General features: G+C 69.0%; 16 protein-coding genes. 4 read left to right on the top strand and 12 right to left on the bottom strand.

Translation table 11 applies throughout. The features are described from left to right. On the bottom strand, positions 1–294 hold the full coding sequence (locus ACIBTM_RS43825; RefSeq protein ID WP_395883040.1) for a hypothetical protein: 294 nt from the start codon (positions 292–294) through the stop codon (positions 1–3). On the opposite strand from ACIBTM_RS43825, the gene ACIBTM_RS43820 reads away from it, so the two are divergent. Continuing rightward, on the top strand, positions 272–1,354 hold the full coding sequence (locus ACIBTM_RS43820) for an NAD(P)-dependent oxidoreductase (protein WP_395883039.1): 1,083 nt from the start codon (positions 272–274) through the stop codon (positions 1,352–1,354). The two genes, ACIBTM_RS43825 and ACIBTM_RS43820, sit on opposite strands and share 23 nt — an antisense overlap. Here ACIBTM_RS43820 and ACIBTM_RS43815 read toward each other — a convergent pair. The 10 genes from ACIBTM_RS43815 to ACIBTM_RS43770 form a co-directional block, all read right to left on the bottom strand. After that, positions 1,272–2,234 (bottom strand): LLM class flavin-dependent oxidoreductase, encoded by a 963-nt coding sequence (locus ACIBTM_RS43815; protein ID WP_395883038.1) that lies wholly within the window; start codon positions 2,232–2,234, stop codon positions 1,272–1,274. The two genes, ACIBTM_RS43820 and ACIBTM_RS43815, sit on opposite strands and share 83 nt — an antisense overlap. Before the next feature lie 16 nt (positions 2,235–2,250). Further along, on the bottom strand, positions 2,251–4,161 hold the full coding sequence (locus ACIBTM_RS43810) for a GTP-binding protein (RefSeq protein WP_395883037.1): 1,911 nt from the start codon (positions 4,159–4,161) through the stop codon (positions 2,251–2,253). A 193-nt stretch (positions 4,162–4,354) separates the two neighbouring features. Continuing rightward, on the bottom strand, positions 4,355–5,797 hold the full coding sequence (locus tag ACIBTM_RS43805) for a glycoside hydrolase family 3 protein (RefSeq protein ID WP_395883036.1): 1,443 nt from the start codon (positions 5,795–5,797) through the stop codon (positions 4,355–4,357). A gap of 3 nt (positions 5,798–5,800) precedes the next feature. Beyond that, complete coding sequence (locus ACIBTM_RS43800) at positions 5,801–6,631, bottom strand: carbohydrate ABC transporter permease (protein ID WP_016331724.1); 831 nt, start codon at positions 6,629–6,631, stop codon at positions 5,801–5,803. Continuing rightward, positions 6,628–7,614, bottom strand: a complete 987-nt coding sequence (locus tag ACIBTM_RS43795) for a carbohydrate ABC transporter permease (RefSeq protein WP_395883035.1) — start codon at positions 7,612–7,614, stop codon at positions 6,628–6,630. The genes ACIBTM_RS43800 and ACIBTM_RS43795 overlap by 4 nt, the downstream gene beginning before the upstream one ends. Further along, positions 7,611–8,903: an extracellular solute-binding protein gene (locus ACIBTM_RS43790; protein ID WP_395883034.1), complete on the bottom strand. Its 1,293-nt coding sequence runs from the start codon at positions 8,901–8,903 to the stop codon at positions 7,611–7,613. The genes ACIBTM_RS43795 and ACIBTM_RS43790 overlap by 4 nt, the downstream gene beginning before the upstream one ends. Before the next feature lie 299 nt (positions 8,904–9,202). Continuing rightward, a complete protein-coding gene (locus ACIBTM_RS43785; protein WP_395883033.1) occupies positions 9,203–9,625 on the bottom strand; it encodes a DoxX family protein in 423 nt (140 codons plus the stop codon). Between the two features lie 148 nt (positions 9,626–9,773). Further along, a complete protein-coding gene (locus ACIBTM_RS43780) occupies positions 9,774–10,970 on the bottom strand; it encodes a ricin-type beta-trefoil lectin domain protein (protein WP_395883032.1) in 1,197 nt (398 codons plus the stop codon). Positions 10,971–11,086: 116 nt separating this feature from the next. Continuing rightward, positions 11,087–13,150, bottom strand: coding sequence for a hypothetical protein (locus ACIBTM_RS43775; RefSeq protein ID WP_395883031.1), 2,064 nt, complete (start codon positions 13,148–13,150; stop codon positions 11,087–11,089). A gap of 78 nt (positions 13,151–13,228) precedes the next feature. Further along, on the bottom strand, positions 13,229–14,029 hold the full coding sequence (locus ACIBTM_RS43770) for a thioesterase family protein (protein WP_395883030.1): 801 nt from the start codon (positions 14,027–14,029) through the stop codon (positions 13,229–13,231). A gap of 58 nt (positions 14,030–14,087) precedes the next feature. Between ACIBTM_RS43770 and ACIBTM_RS43765 the strand changes: the two genes are divergently transcribed. Together ACIBTM_RS43765 and ACIBTM_RS43760 are read left to right on the top strand one after the other, a co-directional pair. Next, positions 14,088–14,783, top strand: a complete 696-nt coding sequence (locus ACIBTM_RS43765) for a TetR/AcrR family transcriptional regulator (protein ID WP_395883029.1) — start codon at positions 14,088–14,090, stop codon at positions 14,781–14,783. A gap of 10 nt (positions 14,784–14,793) precedes the next feature. Continuing rightward, positions 14,794–15,999 (top strand): PP2C family protein-serine/threonine phosphatase, encoded by a 1,206-nt coding sequence (locus tag ACIBTM_RS43760; protein ID WP_395883028.1) that lies wholly within the window; start codon positions 14,794–14,796, stop codon positions 15,997–15,999. A 1-nt stretch (position 16,000) separates the two neighbouring features. Here the strand turns inward: ACIBTM_RS43760 and ACIBTM_RS43755 are convergent, their stop codons facing one another. Beyond that, positions 16,001–16,570 carry a YdeI family protein gene (locus ACIBTM_RS43755; RefSeq protein WP_395883027.1) on the bottom strand — a complete coding sequence of 190 codons (570 nt, stop codon included), beginning with the start codon at positions 16,568–16,570 and terminating at the stop codon, positions 16,001–16,003. 90 nt (positions 16,571–16,660) lie between these two features. On the opposite strand from ACIBTM_RS43755, the gene ACIBTM_RS43750 reads away from it, so the two are divergent. After that, entirely contained in the window at positions 16,661–17,020 is a 360-nt protein-coding gene (locus tag ACIBTM_RS43750; RefSeq protein ID WP_395883026.1) for an arsenate reductase family protein, read from the top strand. The last annotated feature ends 40 nt before the right edge of the window (positions 17,021–17,060 follow it).

The following is a 17,060-nucleotide window of genomic DNA, read 5'->3' as shown; positions in this document are numbered from 1 at the left end:
TCAGTCCTCGCGGCGGCGGAAGTGCTCGCCGTCGAAGACCATTTCGAGTGGCGGGAGCCGGGTGCCGGGACGCCAGCCGGCGCGGAAGGCGTCACGAATGGCGCGGCGGACCTGCGTCTGCGTCGGCAGGAAGGCGTGGTGGTACGGGTCGAGGACGAGAATCTGCCCGTCGGTGCCGTCTTCCTTGACGCGGATCACGCGCGTTGTTCTTTCCCAGTCGGCGTCGAGGTGCCAGAGGAACGACTGGCCGTTGCGCAGCGAGACTCGACGGGTGTCCTTCTCCGGCCAGGCCATCGTGCTCGCTCCTCAGCTCGCATCGCGGGGCATTCCTCGCGATTTCCGCCGCAATCGTCGCACCGGGTACGGCGTCGCCCGCCGGTGCCGCAGAGTGGAGCCCATGGACCTCGAACGAGTCGGTTTCGCCGGACTGGGCAGTATGGGCCTGCCGATGGCACGGAACCTGGAGCGGGCGGGGATCCCGGTGCTCCGGTGGAACCGCACGCCGGGCAAGGCCGACCAGGTGGCCGACGTCGCCGAACTCTTCGCGCGGTGCGACGTCGTGATCTTGATGCTCAAGGACGAGGCCGCCGTCGACGCCGTGCTCGGCCGCGGCGGGCCCGGGTTCGCCGACCGGGTGGCGGGCCGCACGATCGTCCACATGGGAACGACGGCACCGGGTCATTCCCGCGCGCTGGAGTCGGACCTCGTCGCGGCGGGGGCGAAGTACGTGGAGGCGCCGGTTTCGGGTTCGCGTGTCCCGGCGGAGGCGGGGGAACTGGTCGCGATGCTCGCGGGTGACCCCGGCGCGGTCGAGGAGGTCCGGGAGCTGTTCGGGCCGATGTGCCGGGAAACCGTGTACTGCGGGCCGGTTCCCAACGGGCTCCTGATGAAGCTGGCGGTCAACGTGCACTTGACCGCGGTCGTGACTTCGCTGGCCGAGACGGTGCATTTCGCCCGGGCGCACGGGCTGGATCTCGGTCTGCTCGCCGACGTGCTCGGCGCGGGCCAGCTCGCCAGTCCGATCCTGCGGGTCAAGGCGCCCAAGCTGGTCGAAGAGGACTTCGCGCCGCAGGCCTCGATCGCGAACGTGCTGGCCAATGTCGAGCTGATCGCGGCGGCGGCCGGGGAAGCGGGCCTGGAGTTACCGCTGATCGAGGCGTCCCGTGCCCTCTACGCCGAGACCGCGCGGCTCGGTCTCGGCGAGGAGGACATGGTCGCCGTCGTCAAGGCGCTCGACACCCGCCCGCATTCAGAGGACGAAATGCGGGAGGTCAGCCGCGCAGGGCCGAGGCGATCCGGCCCGCGGCGGCGAAGGACTCCTCCTCCGGCTCGCCGAGCAGGGGGAGCAGGATGACGGACTCGGTCCCGGCCGCGTACAGCGCGCGGATCTGCTCGACGCACCGGTCGAGCGGACCGCTGATGCTCAGCCTGTCGATCCACTCGGGCCGCAACCGCCGGGCCAGGTCCTCGCGGTCGGTAGCGGCCTTGACCTCGGCCAGCAGTTCCGCGCCGAAATCCAGCGGCTCCAGCGCCGGACCGGAGTTCGGCCCGATCGCGGACGCGACGTCGGACCGGGCGCGCTCACGGGCCCGCTCGGGATCGGCGTCGAGGGCCAGCCAGTTGTAGGTGGCGATCGAATGGCCTTCCACGCCGATGAGGTCCCGCGTCGCGCGGACGTACTCCGGGGTCGCCGGTTCGGCCAGGAGCGTCCCGTCGGCGACCCGGCCCGCCGCAGCGAGCGACTTCGGGCCGCGGACGCCGGCGACGAGCTTCGGCGGCAGCGCGGGCGGGAACTCCAGTTCGACCTCGTCGAGCCGGACGTGCTTGCCCTCGAAGGAAACCCGCTCACCCGCCAGCAGCCGCCGGATGACCGTCAGCGTCTCTTCGAACGCGGCGAGCGCAGACTTCGGCCACGCGTCGATCTGCCGCATCCAGCTCGGCACCCCGTGCCCGAACCCGGCGATCAGCCGTCCCGGGTACAGCTCCGCCAGCGCCGCGATCTCCATCGCCGCGATAGCCGGGTTCCTCGCCACGGCCGGCATGATGCCGATGCCGAGCGTGATCTTCTCGGTCGCCGCCAGCACCGCCGACGCCGTCGCGATCCCGCCCGCGTAGAAGCAGTCCTCGACGATCCAGACCTCGTCCAAGCCCTCCCGCTCCGCGCGCTGGGCCAGACTCTTCAGCCGGGCGGCGGGCAGCTCGCGCGGGATCCTGACCCCGAGCCGTGAAACCATGACGTTCTCCGTTCCTTCAGACGCGCCGCAGCACGCGTAGCAGATATTCCTTGCGTTCCAACGGATTGTGATCGGTCCTCGATCGCGACGGGGCCGCTCCCCGGACGGGCCGGTAGCCGTGGAAGGCCGTCTCCAGCGTGCCTTCCCCTCGGGTCGCCGAGGGCAGGAGCTGGTGTACCTCATGGGTTTTCGCCGCCGGGATCTCGCCTTCGAGCTCGGCCGTCCCGCCTTTCGTGATCGTCGTCCGCGGGACGGCGCGAGCCTGCGCCAGCAGCGCGGTCACCGGGCCGAGCGTGTCGGCCGGGGCTTGGAGGGTGAACCGGTGCAGGGGTTCGTGCACGGTCGTCCCGGCCTCGCGCAGCGCCGCCATCAGCACCAACGGCGTCAGACAGCGGAAGTCGCCCGCGGTGCTGGACATGCTCTTGTCGAAGGTGCCGTGGGCGTGGCTTTGCCTGGCGTAGTAGCCGGAATGCGTCATCGTCACCACGCAGTCGAGCACCTCCCAGCCGTGGATGCCTTCGCGCAGCGTCTCCTTCACCGTGTCCTCCACGGCTTTGACGAAGGAATACGGCATCGAGCCGAGTTCGACCTCCAGACGGAACGAGATCCCGCTCCCAGGTTCGACGCGCAGTCCGACCGTGGCCAGAAAGGGATTCGACGCCGCGCCGATGAGTTCGGCGGCCGATCCGGTGCCGGAGACGCGTTCGACGCAGATCGTGGTCGTTTCGCTGAACGTGACGTCGATGCCGTACTCGTCCGCGAGCGTCGCCTGTATGACCTCCTTCTGCACTTCTCCGTACAGCGAAACGGAAGTCTCCTGGCGGACCTCGTCGTGCCGAAGGCCGATCAGCGGATCCTGTTCGGTCAGCCGGGTGAGCGCCTGGTGCAGCGGCCCGCGATCGGCCGGGCGCACCGGCGAAACGACGGTTTCCAGCGTCGGCGGCGAGAACAGCGCTTCCCGCACCCGTGCCCGAGCGCCGAGCACGTCTCCGATCCGGACATCGAGCCCGGAAAGCTTCGCGATCCGCCCGGCTTCGGCCGATGCCGACGGTACCGCCGAGCCGTTCTCGAAAACGCTGATCGCGGTGACCTTGCCTTCGCCGTCACCGAGCGGGACCTTGTCGCGCACGGCGACGCTGCCGGAGAACAGCCGCACGTAGGCGATCTTCTCGCCACCCGGCGCGCGCTCGACCTTGAACACCGTGCCGGACAGCGGCGCGTGGACGTCGGCTTCCTTGGCGGGCAACAGGTTCTCGATGCCATCGCGGAGCGCGTCGATCCCGGCGCCGGTGATCGCGGATCCGAAGTAGACCGGATGAGCGAGACCCTCGGCGACTTTCGCGGTGAGCTCGGCGCGGAGCCGCGACGGCGTGAACGTGTCCGGGTCGGTGAGGTACTCGGTGAGGAAGTCCTCGTCGAGCGTCGCCAGCAGATCGACCACCCGATCGGGTTCCATGGGATCCATCGCGATCGCCGACGGCGTGAGTTTCCCGGCGACCTCCCGGAACACGCGCTCCGGGTCGGCGCCGCGGCGATCCAGTTTGTTCACGAACAGCAACACCGGGATGCCCAGCCGTCGCAAGGTCCGCATCAGGACACGGGTCTGGGCTTGGACGCCTTCGACCGCCGACAGAACCAGGACGGCACCGTCGAGCACGCCGAGCGCGCGTTCGACCTCGGCGATGAAATCGGGGTGGCCCGGGGTGTCGATCAGGTTGACGGTGACGTCGCCGAGGACGAACGACACCACGGCCGCCTTGATGGTGATGCCGCGGGCACGTTCGAGCGCCAGTGTGTCGGTCTGCGTGCTGCCGTCGTCGACGCTGCCCAGCTCGCCGATGACCCCGGCGGTGTGCAACAGCCGTTCGGTCAGGCTCGTCTTCCCGGCGTCAACATGCGCCAGAATCCCCAGATTGAGGGTTTTCACGAGTGGTCTTGTCCTTGAGGTAGGCGGAAATTACCTGATGGAAGGACGTGGACACTCGCAAGACGATCATCTCCTAGGCCGGGAACCGATCCCCAGGACTACAACACCCCCGCTCCGGCCCCGCAACCGAATAACGCGCGTGAAGGCCCCCTTCACTCGGCTGAGCCGAGTGAAGGGGGCCTTCACGCGCAAATCAGGCCAGGTACTCCGCAGCGGCGCGGAGGCTGACGTAGGACCCGCTGAACGTGTCGATCCGCGGCCCGTCGGTCTCCGGTCCCGGCACGCCGGTCTCGACGCGGATGTAGTCCACGCCCGCCTCCCGCAGCCAGCTCAGGAACTCCCGGACCTCGGGGTGCCGGTGTGCCTCGCGCGTCACCACCACGAGGTCGCGGGTGCCGTGGACGGCCTCGATCGCGGTCGCGATCCCGTCCGCACCGACCTTGAGCGTACGAGTGCCGGGCACGAGCCCGGTCAGATGCGAGCCGAGCCCCCACGGCATCGGGCCCGCCGCGATGATCGGCTCGGTCTCGATGTCGATCACCAGCGGCGGGCCGTCCAGCTTCGGCGAACCCTGGATCCGCAGCGCCTTGCGCGCCGCTTCCAGGCCGAGGTGGTGGTCGACCGGCGAGATCGGCGTCGAGACCGGCGGGGTGCCGAGCGCGGCGACCCGTTCCGACGCCTCGGCCAGCCGCTCCAGCGGCAGCTCACCGGACTCGACGGCGGCCGCGATGACCGACGCGATCCGGTTCAGCTCGTCCTCTTCGAACGACACGCCGCCGAGGCACAGCGCGTCGGCACCGGCGATCAGCGCCCGCACCGACGCCCGTCCGACGCCTTCGGTCTTGCCGAGTTCGCCCGCGACGGCGCCCATGTCCAGCGCGTCGGTGATGACCGCGCCGGTGAAGCCGAGTTCGCCGCGCAGGACGTCGGTGAGCGCCTTCGGGTTGAGCGTCGCGGGCAGCTCACCCCAAGCGGGCACGACGAGGTGCCCGGTCATCACGGCGCGCACTCCCGCCGCGATCGCCGCCTTGAACGGGACGAGTTCGATCTCGTGCAGTTCCGCCTCGGTCCGGGGCAGCACCGGCAGCGCGTGGTGCGAATCGTCCGTCGCCGCCCCGTGTCCGGGGAAATGCTTGGCCGACGCGGCCACGCCGTACTTCTGCAGGCCGGTGATGTACGCCGCGACATGCGGCGACGCCTTCACCGGATCCGAACCGAACGCCCGGACGCCGATCGAAGGATCCTCCGCCGCCAGCGTGAGATCCGCGCACGGGGCGAAGTTGATCGTCACCCCGCACGCGGCGAGCCGTTCGCCGAGCGCCGCCGCGACCGACGTCGTCAGCTCGACGTCGTCCGCGGCGCCGAGTGCGAGCGGCCCCGGCACGAACGAGCCGGTGGCGACGTCGAGCCGCGTGACGTCACCGCCCTCCTCGTCGATGCCGACGAGCACGTCGGGCCGTTCCGCCCGCAGCTGCGCGCTCAGCGCGGCCACCTGCTCGTCGTCGACCACGTTGCGGCCGAACAGGATCGCGCCGCCGAGACCGTCCGCCACCTTGCGGCGCAGCCAATCCGGGGCGGTGGTGCCGTCGAAGCCCGAAACGAGAACGGATGCGGCGAGCTTTTCCGGTGAAGACAAGGATTACCCCTTCACTGCGCCTGCGGTCAGGTTGGACACGAGCTTGCGCTGGACGATGATGAAGAACACCAGCGCGGGCACGGCGTAGATGACCGACGCCGCCATGATGCCGCCCCAGTCCACGGAGAACGCCGTCCGGAACGACGAGAGCCACACCGGCAGCGTCTGCTTGTTCTGGTCGCGCATGAACACGAACGCGAACAGGAACTCGTTCCACGCGGTGATGAAGCTGAACACCGAGGTGGTCACCAGTCCCGGCGCGAGCAACGGCAGCGTCACCCGGCGGAAGGCACCCGCCCGGCTGCACCCGTCGATCATCGCGGCCTCTTCGAGGTCGTACGGGATGCCGTTGACGAAGCCGTAGAGCATCCAGCACGTGAAGGGCAGCGTCGCCGCGAAGTACACCAGCAGCAACGAAGGCAGCTGGTTCAGCAGCCCGGCGTCACGCATCAGCAGGTACATCGGGATCAGCAGCGCTTCGAACGGCGCCAGCTGAGCGACGAGCACCAGCAGCAGGAAACCCTTGCGCCCGCGGAAACGCATCCGGGACAAGGGGACCGCGGCCAGCACACCCGCGACGAGCGAGCACAGGACCGCGCCGAGCGTGACGATCAGGCTGTTGGCGAGATACGTGGTGAACCCGGGCTTCGTCAGCGCCGAGACGAAGTTTTCGAACGTCACCGAGAGCGGGACGAGGTCGTAGTCCGGGGACAGGACCTGGCCCGGGGTCTTCAGCGAGGAGGTGAACATCCAGTACGTCGGGAAGACGAACAGGAGCGCCACCACCACGCCGAGCGTGCCGAGGCCGATCCGCTGGGTCAGGGACTTCCTCATGACAGGTCGGCCTCCTTCGTGCGCACCAGCAGCTGGACGTACCGGGCGGTGAGCAGGATCAGCACGAGCATCATCAGCAGGGCGGCGGTGGCCGCCAGTCCGAAGTGGTTGCCCGCGAGGCCCTTGAGGTACATGTAGACCGGCAGCGTCGTGCTGGCGCCGTCCGGCCCGCCTTGGCGGATCGCCCACACCTGGGCGAACAACTTGAAGTCCCACAGCACCGACAGGAACGTGACCATGGTCAGGATCGGCCGGATCGCCGGCCAGCTGACCGCCCAGAACGCCTGCCAGGCGTTCGCGCCGTCGATACCCGCGGCCTCGTACTGCTCCTTCGGGACACCGAGCAGCCCGGCGTAGAGCGTGAACGCCACGAACGGCACCGCCTGCCAGACGACCAGGATCCCGATGACGGTGAGCGTGCTCGGGCCGGTGGAGAACCAGGAATGCCCGATGAAGCTCTCGAAACCGAGTTTCGCGAGCGTCTTGTTCAAGATGCCGTACTGCTGGTCGAAGATCCACTGGAACACCGTGGTCGTCGCGACCACCGGCGTCGCCCACGCGAGGATCAGCGCGACCTGCACGATCACCCGGACCACCGGGTTGAGATGCCGCATCAGCACCGCCATGAGCAGCGCGAGCAGCAGAGTGAGGATCACGACCGACGCGGTGAACACCAGCGTCCGGACGGTGATCTCCCAGAACTCCGAATCGGACAGGATCTCGGAGAAGTTCTCGAATCCGACCCAGACCATCTCCCCGGAGACCAGCTCACGGAGGTCGAGCTTGCGGAGGCTGATCCCGATCAGCTGCAGCGTCGGCCAGCCCAGCAGGACCAGGATCGCGACCAGTGCGGGAAGGATCAGCAGGTACGGCGCCGTCCGCTCGCCGAGGCGGAGGCGCCGGTTGGACTTCGGGCGTTTGATGCGCGGCGATGCCGGCGGGGTGGCCCCCGCCGGCATCGTCACATCTTTCGTCGTGGTCATCCGCCGATGAGCTTGTCGAGCGCTGCGTTGGCGTCGGCGGTCGCCTGGTCGAGCGTCTTCGTTCCGGTCAGGTAGGCGGTCAGCATGTCCTTGATCGGGTTCTGACCGGACTCGACGTCACCCCACTTGGGGCTGGTCGGCACGGCGCGGCCGTTCTTGGAAGCCTCGGCCATGACCTTGGTGAGCGGGTTCGCGTCGAGCGCGGACACGTCGGTCGAGGTACCGGGGACGTAACCGGCCTTGGCCAGCTCGGTCTGGTACTTCGGGGTGGAGAACAGCTTGACGTAGTCCTTCGCCGCGGCCGCGTTCTTGCTGTTGGCCGGGATGACCAGGTTCGAGCCGCCGAGGAAGACCGGGGCCGACTTGTCGGCGGCCTTGCCCGGGATCGGGAAGGCGCCCGACTTCTCCTTGATCTTCGGGTCGGTCTTCGCCGCGGTGTCGGCCTCACCCGGGACACCGATCATCATCGCGACCTTGCCCGCACCGTAGATGCCCGCCTGCTGCGGGGTGGCCTCGTCGGCGTCCTTCGGGGCCTTGGTGCCCGAAGCGTCGGTGAGCTGCTTGTAGAACTCCAGCCCGGCCTTCGCCTGCGGGGTGTTCAGGGTCGACTTGAAGGACTTCCCGTTGGCCTGCGCGATGTCGCCGCCCTCGTCCCAGATGTAGGACAGGAGCTCGTACCAGTTCTGGCCGGGGTGGTAGAGGGCCTGGAACTCGGGGTCGCTGCCGAACTTGGCCTTGAGCTTGGTGATCGCGTCGAGCCACTCCGCGCGCGTCTTCGGCGTCGCGGTGATGCCGGCCTGCTCGAACATGTCCTTGCGGTAGATGACCTCGCGGTTGGCCGCGTAGAACGGGACGCCGTAGGTCTTGCCGTCGAACTCGCCCGAAGCCTTGAGGCCCTGCAGCCACTGTGCGCCGTTGAAGTCGTTCACGCTCGACGTGAGGTCGGCGAGCACGCCCTGGTTCGCGAACGCGGGGGTCTGGGTGTTGCCCAGCTCGATCACGTCCGGCGGGTTGTCACTGGCCAGCGCGGTGGTCAGCTTCTGCTGGATGCCGTTCCACTGCTGGATCTCGTACTTGACCTTGACGCCGGGGTGCGCGTCTTCGAATTCCTTGTGGAGCGAGTTCGTCAGTGCTTCCGGGGCGGTCCCCGTCATGAGCCAGACCGTGAGCGAGCCGTTCGAGGCCGCAGCGCTCGAATTCGTGCTGTCGCCACTGCCGGAACCGGCGCAGCCCGCCGTCGCGAGGGTGATGGCGGCGGCGCCCGCAGCCATCTTGAGCCAGCGCTTCACTCGTGCCGTCCTTTCGATGCCCGGCCACCATGCCGGGCTCCCACAGAATGGTGTAGACCAATGCGGGCAGCGTGGTACGTACCACTCCGACTGTCAAGCAGGTGGCCGGTTCGTTGTAAACGAGCCGCAATCTTTAACCTTGAGTGAGCGGATGATCACGCTGATGATCGGATTTCGGCGCGCTCGTCAGGGCCTCGCAAGGCAGGCTGACATGCGGTTTTTCTTTGCCTGTTCCGATGATCGGTGCATTCGGCGGGCGAGGCTTTGCGCCGTTCGGTGGAAGAGTGACGCGCGTTCGCCTAGCGCTGATCCTCGTCGTCTTCGGGAGGCTTGATCCCGAGCAGCGCCCGCGTCTGATCCTGGAGGAACCAGGCCAGCGTCGCGCAGACGATCAGCAGGATCAGCGGGAGAACCGGGCCGCCGTTGGTGAGGATGAACAGTTCCGTGACACTCGCGCCCACCATGACCCCCGCCAGCAGCAGCGCCGACGGCCCGCCGAAGCGGGGGACGAGCAGCCCGATCGCGCCGGCGACTTCGAGCACGCCGGTGACGTACCGGAGCCATTGTCCGAGCCCGATCTCGGCGAAGACCTGTTCGGTGTGGCCACCCGAGAACAGCAGGTAGCCGCTGTAGAGGAACTCGGCGGCGAGCGCGACGCGCACGACCCACAGCACGATCGAGCCGATGGGCAGGCTTCGGGTACCGCTGGCTCCTCCGGACATGTCAGGGATCTTTCTCCTGGTGAGCGGGGCTGGCAAGGAGCCCGGGCCATGTCGCGAAAGCCACTTTCGAGACATCAGACGTCCCGAAAGTGGCTTTCGCGACACGCTCGCCCGCATCGCGAGCCGCATCCAGAGGACTAAACGCGGCTCAAGCCGGGATCTGCCAGGACTGGCCGGCGGCGCCGTCACAGGTCCGGATCACCAGCCGGGTGCCCTCGCCGGTGGCGCCGCCCTCGACATCGAGGCATTTGCCGGACTGCGGGTTGACCAGCGTCGAACCCTGCCGCCGCCAGGTCTGCGCCCCGCTCGTGTTGCAGTCCCACAGCTGCACCCGCGTCCCGTCCGCCGTACCGCTGTTGTCGACGTCCAAGCATTTCCCGAGCGCGCGCAGCGTCCCGTTCTGCACGGCCCACGTCTGCGCGGGGGTGCCGTTGCAGTTCCACAGCCGCACCGCCGTGCCGTTCGTGATCTGCGAATGGTCGACGTCGGCGCATTTCCCGGTCACGCCGGTGATCCGCCCGGCGGGATACGGGGTGCCGCTTCGGATCAGGTATTCGCTGTTCGCCACGTTCCAGTGGGTGGCGAGATAGCTGCCGGGCGCGGGATTGGTGTGGAAGTAGTCGTCGCCGAGGCAGTCGATCTGGTTCTCCGGCGCGCCGGGGCACACCTTCTTCAGTCCGCCGGGCGGGAGGCCGCCGTCGTCGTAACACATGATGTCTTCGTCGTCCCAGCAATGGCCGTACGGCGTCGCGTTCGGCGCGCTGCCCTGGACGGCCCCGAGGTTGTGCAGGAGTTCGTGCCCGGTGGCCTGCCAGCTCCAGCAGCCCGTGCCGACCGTGGCGTAGTGCGGGCCGCCGTTGTACGGGTTGCTCGCGCCGGGGCTGTCGTTGCCGCCGTTGCCGAACGCGAGCCCGCAGCCGCCCGCGTCGTACCAGACGATGTACTTGCGATCGGCGCGGTTGTAGCCCTGCGCCTTGATGGCGTTGGTGATCGTGTCCACGTTGGCCATCGCCGATTGGGCGATGACGACGTTCGCGATCGTCGCCCGGCAGCTCGCGTCGTGCACGTACCTGACGTGCCGGACGCCGCCGCCGAGCCGGGCCGCGGCTTCGACGAAGATGTCGTCGATCTGGCTCGTGAAGGTCTGGAATTGGCCGGCGAACTGCCCGTACCGATCCGCTTGCGTATTCCCGCGGACATAAAGCGCTTGAACGCGTTTTCCGCTGACGCCGTCACCGTCGCAGACCGCCGAGGCGGGAGCCGCGGCCGCCGCGGGAGCGGGCAGGGACAGGACGCCGAGCGCCAGCGCGGCGCCTGCCAGGAGTCTGGAGAATCTTCCGGTCATGCCGAACCGCCTTTACCTCGCAGGGATGAGGCATCCGGATGCGTCAAAGAGGTCTAGACCGCCAGGAATCATAAGCACCGGAAGGTGGGCATGTCACTGACAGAACAGGACACACGTCACTTCTGTTCGCCGAGGAGTATCTGTTCGAGCAACAGGTCGACGTCACGGGCGGATTCGGCTTCGCCTATCCGGTGGAACGTTTCGGCGGCACGGAGCGCGCGGCGGGCGGCCTCGTGGACGCGGCCCGCGGCACTGAGCACGTGGGCGGCGACATGGTCGAGCTGCGCGACGAGATGGTCCCTGGCGGGCGCCGTTTCGGTTTCCACGGCGTGCACGGCGGTTTCCGCGGCGTCGAGCGCGCTCAGCGCCGCGTCGACGTCGCCGGACCGCAGGCGGGAAAGTGTCGCGGCGTTACGGCAAGTGGCGGCCACGTAGCCGCCGCCGATCGCCAAGGCCGCGTCGGCGGCCCGCGCGTAGAAGTCGGCGGCGTTCGCGCCGTAGCCGAGCAGGTCGAGTTGTTCGGCGGCGGCCATGCTCACCGAGATGTAGGAGTGCCCGGTGTCGCCCGAGTCGTGGAGGATTTCGGCGAGGACGGCGTATTCGTTGAAGGCGCGTGACGATTCGCCGAGCGCGCGATAGCTGTCGGCGTACATCCACCGGCAGCGGTGACCCCAGTCCGGCGACGCGTCGAGCAGGGCGATGGCACGCGGCGCGACGTCGAGCACCTCGTCGTAGCGGCCGGCGCCGTGCAGCGCGGTGACGAGGACGTACCAATGTTCCGCGGTGTCCTTGCCTTTCGAAGCGGAGACACCGAGAGACGCGTAGGCGTCGTCGACGGCTTCGGCGAACCTGCCGGTGCCGATCAGCGACAGCGCCCGGAGGTGTCGGAGATGCCCGCGCAACCGTTCCGGGCCGCCCACGGGCAGCGTCGCCAGCATGTGCTCCACGAAGACGTCCAATTCGTCGAGCGATCCTGTTCGTTCGTAAGCGATCCGGACCTGTTCGACGGCCTCGACGGCCTTCTCGCCGACGTTCCCGACGATGAAGGCGTCCGTCGCCGCCCGCGCGAGTTCCAATGTGGTCACCGGATCCTCGCCGTCGCCGTTCCGCAACGACGCTTCGAGACACAGAAGTGTCCCGAGGAGCAAGGGATCCCCCGCGGAGCGGGCCCGCTCGGTGCCCCGTCGCAAGGCCTCGTACGCCTCGGAAGCGCGGCCCTGCCCGGAAAGCACGTGCGCCAGCCAGTATTCGCCCCAGCAGGCGGCGCGCTCGTCCGTCCCGGCGCGCAACCGGGCCGCGGCCACCGTCGTCAGCGCGACCCCGGTCTCGGCCTGATCGTCGAAGACGAGCCACAGGCCGAGCCAGCACTGGTTGAGCAGGAACCGGATTTCGTCGCCCTGACGCCGGAATCCGGCGGCCGCGTCGCGCAGCCGCTCCTCGGTGTCCTCGCCCTGGAAGAAGATCGCGCGCAGTTCGCTCAGCCGAGGGGCGATTTCGTCCGGGACGCTTTCGATCGCGTCGAGACAGGCTCGCGCCTCCTCCGGTTCGCACCGGTGATTGTGGATCTCCGCCCGGACGACGAGTTCCTCCGCGGACAGTCCGGGCGGCGGCAGGATCGGGACCCGGGGGAGTGCCGACGGCAGGAGCGCGACGAATTCCGCGACCGGTTTCGCGGCCATCTTCCGTTCGGCGTAGACGGTGAAGTATCCGGTGTGCTCGCGTCCGTCGAGTTCCTCGGCTTCGACGAAGGCCGCCGCCCGCATCCGCTCGTGCAGCCTGCTCAGCGGGACACCGTCGTACGGGCCGTTGAGAACGAACGGGATCTCGCCGTATCCGGTTTCCGTCAACCGGCGGGTGAGCAGCGCCGCCGAGGCGAAGAACTCAAGCCTGCCGACGGCGTCCGAATGGTCGCCGACACCGTCCAAAAGCGACAGGAGATCGAGACCGGTGTGCTCGTTGCCGGTGAGGGCGCAGAATTCCAGCCGCAACGCGTGATCGCCGTACCGAAGCGGGTCTCCGGACGAAGCCCTGGTCACCCAGCGATAGGTCGACGCGGCCTCGGCGTACTTGCCGGCGGCGGCCAGCGGCACCAGGGTCCGGCAGAGCCGGGTGATCTCGGCTTCGCCGGAGTCGGAGCCGGCGGAGTCGTTCTCGCCCGCGCGACGTGGTTCCACTTCCATGGTCCTGCCCCCAGAACAATGACGTCGAAGCCGGATCTTAACTCCCGGCGCCGCGTCATGAACCCGCTTTCGGGTGGTTCAGGGGAGACGTACGGCGGCGATCTGGGTCGCTTGCCCGATCAGCCTGTTCTTTTCGTCCCAAAGCTCCGCGACCTCGTCCATCCGGTCGCCGCCGAGTTCGCCCGCGCGCATCCGCACCCGTACCGGACCCGGCGCCGGGAGCCCGCGCAGATACGCGGTGAACTGGACGGTCGGCGCCCAGCCCGCGATGCCGAGGTCGTAGGAGATCGGCGGTACCGGGTCGAGCGCGACGAGCAGGCTCGCCGGGTCCCAGTCGGTGCCGTCGGCGAGCCGCAGCCAGGACGAGATGACGCCCTTTCGCGAAGGCTGTCCCACCGCGAAACCCGCCGCGGCCGGATCGAGCCGCTGCTCGACGACGTCCATCAGGCCGATGCGGAAGCCGCCGCCGCCGCCGTCGGCGGGGACGGGCAGGCAGTCCTGCTCCGGCGGGATCTCGACCGGGTCCACTCCGGACCACCACGCGTCGCCGTCGGTCAGGACGCCTTGGGTGATCAGCGCTTCGGTGCAGGGCGCGCCGTGCTGGCTCAGCCGCGCGCGCAGCTGGGTGAGGCCGCGGCCTTCGCGCAGCACCTCGACCTCGACGACCGCGGGGCCGGGTTCGGGGGCCACCGAGAACGAGCCGCTGATCGCGGTCAGATGCGGATGCGGCGAGACCTCGGCGGCGGCCTTGGCGAGCACGGCGAGGAGATAGCCGCCGTGCAGCTTCGCCCCGATCGTCCACTGTGGATCGAGTTCGGTGTCGAAGACCGGTTCGCCGCCTCGGCGACGGAGGGCGGTCGCGGTCCGGAAGTGCGCCATGCCTCAAGCTGACATCGTCAAGTTGACGGTGTCAAGTCAATGCTGGCAGCATCACGGCATGGGCGCGAAGCGGACGAAGGCGCGGCCGGGTGAAGGGGACAAGCTGCGCGGCGAGATCTTGTCGGCCGCCGACGCCCTGCTCGGCGAGGCGGGGACCGACGAGGCGCTGACGCTGCGCGCCGTCGCGCGCCGCACCGGCGTCTCCACGCCGTCGGTCTACGCGCATTTCCCGAGCCGGGACGCCTTGCTGGAGGCGGTCTGCCTGCGGGTGTGGGACGAACTCGCGCGCCGCATGCGCGAGTACGCCGTCGAGGTCGCCGATCCGATGCGCGCGCTCAGCCGCTGCGCGCGGGTGTACGCCCGGTTCGCCCTCGACCATCCGGTGCAGTACCGCGTGCTCCTGATGCGTCCTTCCGGCGGTTCCTCGCCCGGCGCGGTCGCCTGTTTCCGATATCTCGCCGACGCGACCGCCGCTTGCGTGCGGGCGGGGATCCTGCGCGGCGAACCGGAGGTCCTCGCGATGGGCCTCTGGTCGGCGATGCACGGCTGCGTGAGCCTGCTGATCGCCCAGCCGGGATTCGACTGGCCGGAGGAGCCGGAGGCGTTGATCGACACCGTCATCCGGATGGCTGGACTCGGCACGGCGCTCGCCTGCCGTGTCCCGCGGGACGCCATTCCGCCGAGTGCCGTAGTGGCGGCTGACCTCGACGGACTGGCGGCGGGCTGGGCGGTGGCCGCCGACCGGGCTGGCTAGGCTTCCGCATATGCCCGAGATCCCGACCGCCGACGATCGGCTCCAGGTGCTCGAAGCCATCACCGACACGGAGCTGGGTCACCTCGGTCAGAACAAGGTGATGGCCACGATCCTGGCGCGGGTGCGCGAGGTTCTCGGCGTCGACACCGCCACGGTGCTGCGGTACGACCCGTCGGCCCAGCAGTTGCAGGCGATCGCCGCTTCCGGGATCGAGGAAGAGGTCTACCAGGACGTCCGGGTGCCCGTCGGCGCCGGCTTCGCGGGCCGGGTGGCCGCGCAACGCCGTCCGGTGATCATCGACCACGTCGACGAGACCACGGTGGTGAACGCGCTCCTGTGGGAACGAGGCTTGCATACGCTGCTCGGCGTCCCGATGCTCGCGGGCGACGAACTGATCGGTGTCCTCCACGTCGGGTCTCTGACGCCGAGGGAGTTCTCCGAGACCGACATCGAGCTGCTGCAGCTGGTGGCCGCGCGGCTCGCACTGGCGGCGCAGATCGAACTCTCGTCGACCGATCGCGCGGCCGCGACCGCGCTGCAACGGAGCCTGGTACCCGCGCGGCTGCCCGCCGTTCCGGGAATCCAGTTCTCCGCGCGGTACGTGCCGGGTACCGAACCCGGGGTCGGCGGTGACTGGTACGACCTGTTCTCGCTGCCGGGCGACCGGCTGGGCATCGTGATGGGCGACGTCGCCGGGCACGGCCTCAACGCCGCCGTGATCATGGGACGGCTGCGCAGCGCGCTTCGCGCCTACGCGCTCGAATCGGACGATCCGGCGGAAGTACTGTCCAAACTGGACCGGAAGGTGCAGCATTTCGAGCCGGGTTCGCTGGCCACCGTCGCGTACGGCTTGCTGCCGGCTTCACGCGACAGCATGGCGATCTCGCTGGCCGGGCATCTGCCGCCGGTGCTCGCGCCGCCCGGCGGGCCGTCGGTGTTCGTCGACGCGCCGGTCGATCCGCCCATCGGGGTCACCGGGCCGCGGCGCCGAAGAACCGTCGTCGGACTGCCGCCCGGTGCCGTGCTCGCCTTCTACACCGACGGTCTCGTCGAGCGCCGGGATCAGCTGATCGACGTCGGCCTGCAGCGGCTCGCGGACGTGGTCTCCGCGGACCAGCCCGCCGTGGTGTGCGCGCGCGTGATGGCCGCGCTCGTCGGCACTACACCGGCACAGGACGACATCGCCCTCCTCGTGGCCCGGTGCGAACCGAACTGAGTCACCGGACCGGGTGATTCGCGCGGACGTTCACGGCCGCGAGTTCGACGGTCCTGGCGATCCGCCGTTCCCGGGTCTCCGGCTTCTTCGCCGTCAGAATCCATTCCAGGATCAGCCTTTTCGACGACGGCGGGAATTTCTCGAAATGGGCGCGGGCGGCCTCGTCGGCGTCGAGCCGGGCACGCAGGTCACCCGGGACGCCGTCGCCGTCCGGCACGACCTGCCAGCGGCCCTTCGCCTTGGCCAGGTCGATCATCGCCTGACCGCGTTCGGTCATCTGTCCTTCGGCGATCAGCCGGGCGGCCCGCTCGCGGTTGACCCGGCTCCACGTGCTCCGGGGGTTGCGCGGGGTGAACCGCAGCCGCGAGCTGGTGGCGTCGTTCTTGCGGTGCAGCCCGTCGATCCAGCCGAAGCACAATGCCTGCTCCATCGCCTCGTCGATCCGGACGCTGGGGACGCCGCTGTCCTTGTGCCGGATGACCAGCCAGACCTCTTTTTCGGTTCCGGTGTGCTCGGCCAGCCAAGCCCGCCACTCGGCGGGGGAGGCGGCGTTGAAGGTGGTCTCGTCCATGACCGGGTTCCTTTCGTCGTAACGTCTGTGACCATCATCGGAAGCAAAGTGCTCATCGAGTGAGCACTTTTCGAAGGGAGGTGGTCCCGGATGGAGATCTGGGTGAACCCGGCGTGCGCCAAATGCCGGTCCGCGGTGTCGATGCTGGACGAGGCGGGGGCCGAGTACACCGTGCGGAAGTACCTCGAACAGCCGCCGACGGTGAAGGAACTGAAGGCCGTCCTCAAGCGGCTCGGGCTCGAGCCGTGGGACATCACCCGCACCGCCGAGCCGATCGCGAAGGAACTCGAACTCAAGACCTGGGGGCGGACCCCCGCCGACCGTGACCGGTGGATCGAGGCACTGGCCACGCATCCGAAGCTGATCCAGCGGCCGATCATCACCGCCGACGACGGCACGACCGTGGTCGGGCGGACTCCGGAGGCCGTTCAGTCGGTACTGCCGGACTGACCACGCCTTGCCAAGTACATGAAGGCCCCCTTCCTTGCGC

It is taken from the genome of Amycolatopsis sp. NPDC049868 (genome assembly GCF_044461365.1).
GTDB lineage: Bacteria > Actinomycetota > Actinomycetes > Mycobacteriales > Pseudonocardiaceae > Amycolatopsis.
Note: the sequence above shows the minus strand (reverse complement) of the source record. Positions and strands in the feature narration are given on the sequence as shown.

Coding starts and splice junctions, on each gene's coding strand:
- ACIBTM_RS43825 (WP_395883040.1), bottom strand. CDS start 294: ATGGCCTGGCCGGAGAAGGACACCCGTCGAGTCTCGCTGCGCAACGGC.
- ACIBTM_RS43815 (WP_395883038.1), bottom strand. CDS start 2,234: ATGGTTTCACGGCTCGGGGTCAGGATCCCGCGCGAGCTGCCCGCCGCC.
- ACIBTM_RS43800 (WP_016331724.1), bottom strand. CDS start 6,631: ATGAGGAAGTCCCTGACCCAGCGGATCGGCCTCGGCACGCTCGGCGTG.
- ACIBTM_RS43795 (WP_395883035.1), bottom strand. CDS start 7,614: ATGACCACGACGAAAGATGTGACGATGCCGGCGGGGGCCACCCCGCCG.
- ACIBTM_RS43785 (WP_395883033.1), bottom strand. CDS start 9,625: ATGTCCGGAGGAGCCAGCGGTACCCGAAGCCTGCCCATCGGCTCGATC.
- ACIBTM_RS43780 (WP_395883032.1), bottom strand. CDS start 10,970: ATGACCGGAAGATTCTCCAGACTCCTGGCAGGCGCCGCGCTGGCGCTC.
- ACIBTM_RS43775 (WP_395883031.1), bottom strand. CDS start 13,150: ATGGAAGTGGAACCACGTCGCGCGGGCGAGAACGACTCCGCCGGCTCC.
- ACIBTM_RS43770 (WP_395883030.1), bottom strand. CDS start 14,029: ATGGCGCACTTCCGGACCGCGACCGCCCTCCGTCGCCGAGGCGGCGAA.
- ACIBTM_RS43765 (WP_395883029.1), top strand. CDS start 14,088: ATGGGCGCGAAGCGGACGAAGGCGCGGCCGGGTGAAGGGGACAAGCTG.
- ACIBTM_RS43760 (WP_395883028.1), top strand. CDS start 14,794: ATGCCCGAGATCCCGACCGCCGACGATCGGCTCCAGGTGCTCGAAGCC.
- ACIBTM_RS43755 (WP_395883027.1), bottom strand. CDS start 16,570: ATGGACGAGACCACCTTCAACGCCGCCTCCCCCGCCGAGTGGCGGGCT.
- ACIBTM_RS43750 (WP_395883026.1), top strand. CDS start 16,661: ATGGAGATCTGGGTGAACCCGGCGTGCGCCAAATGCCGGTCCGCGGTG.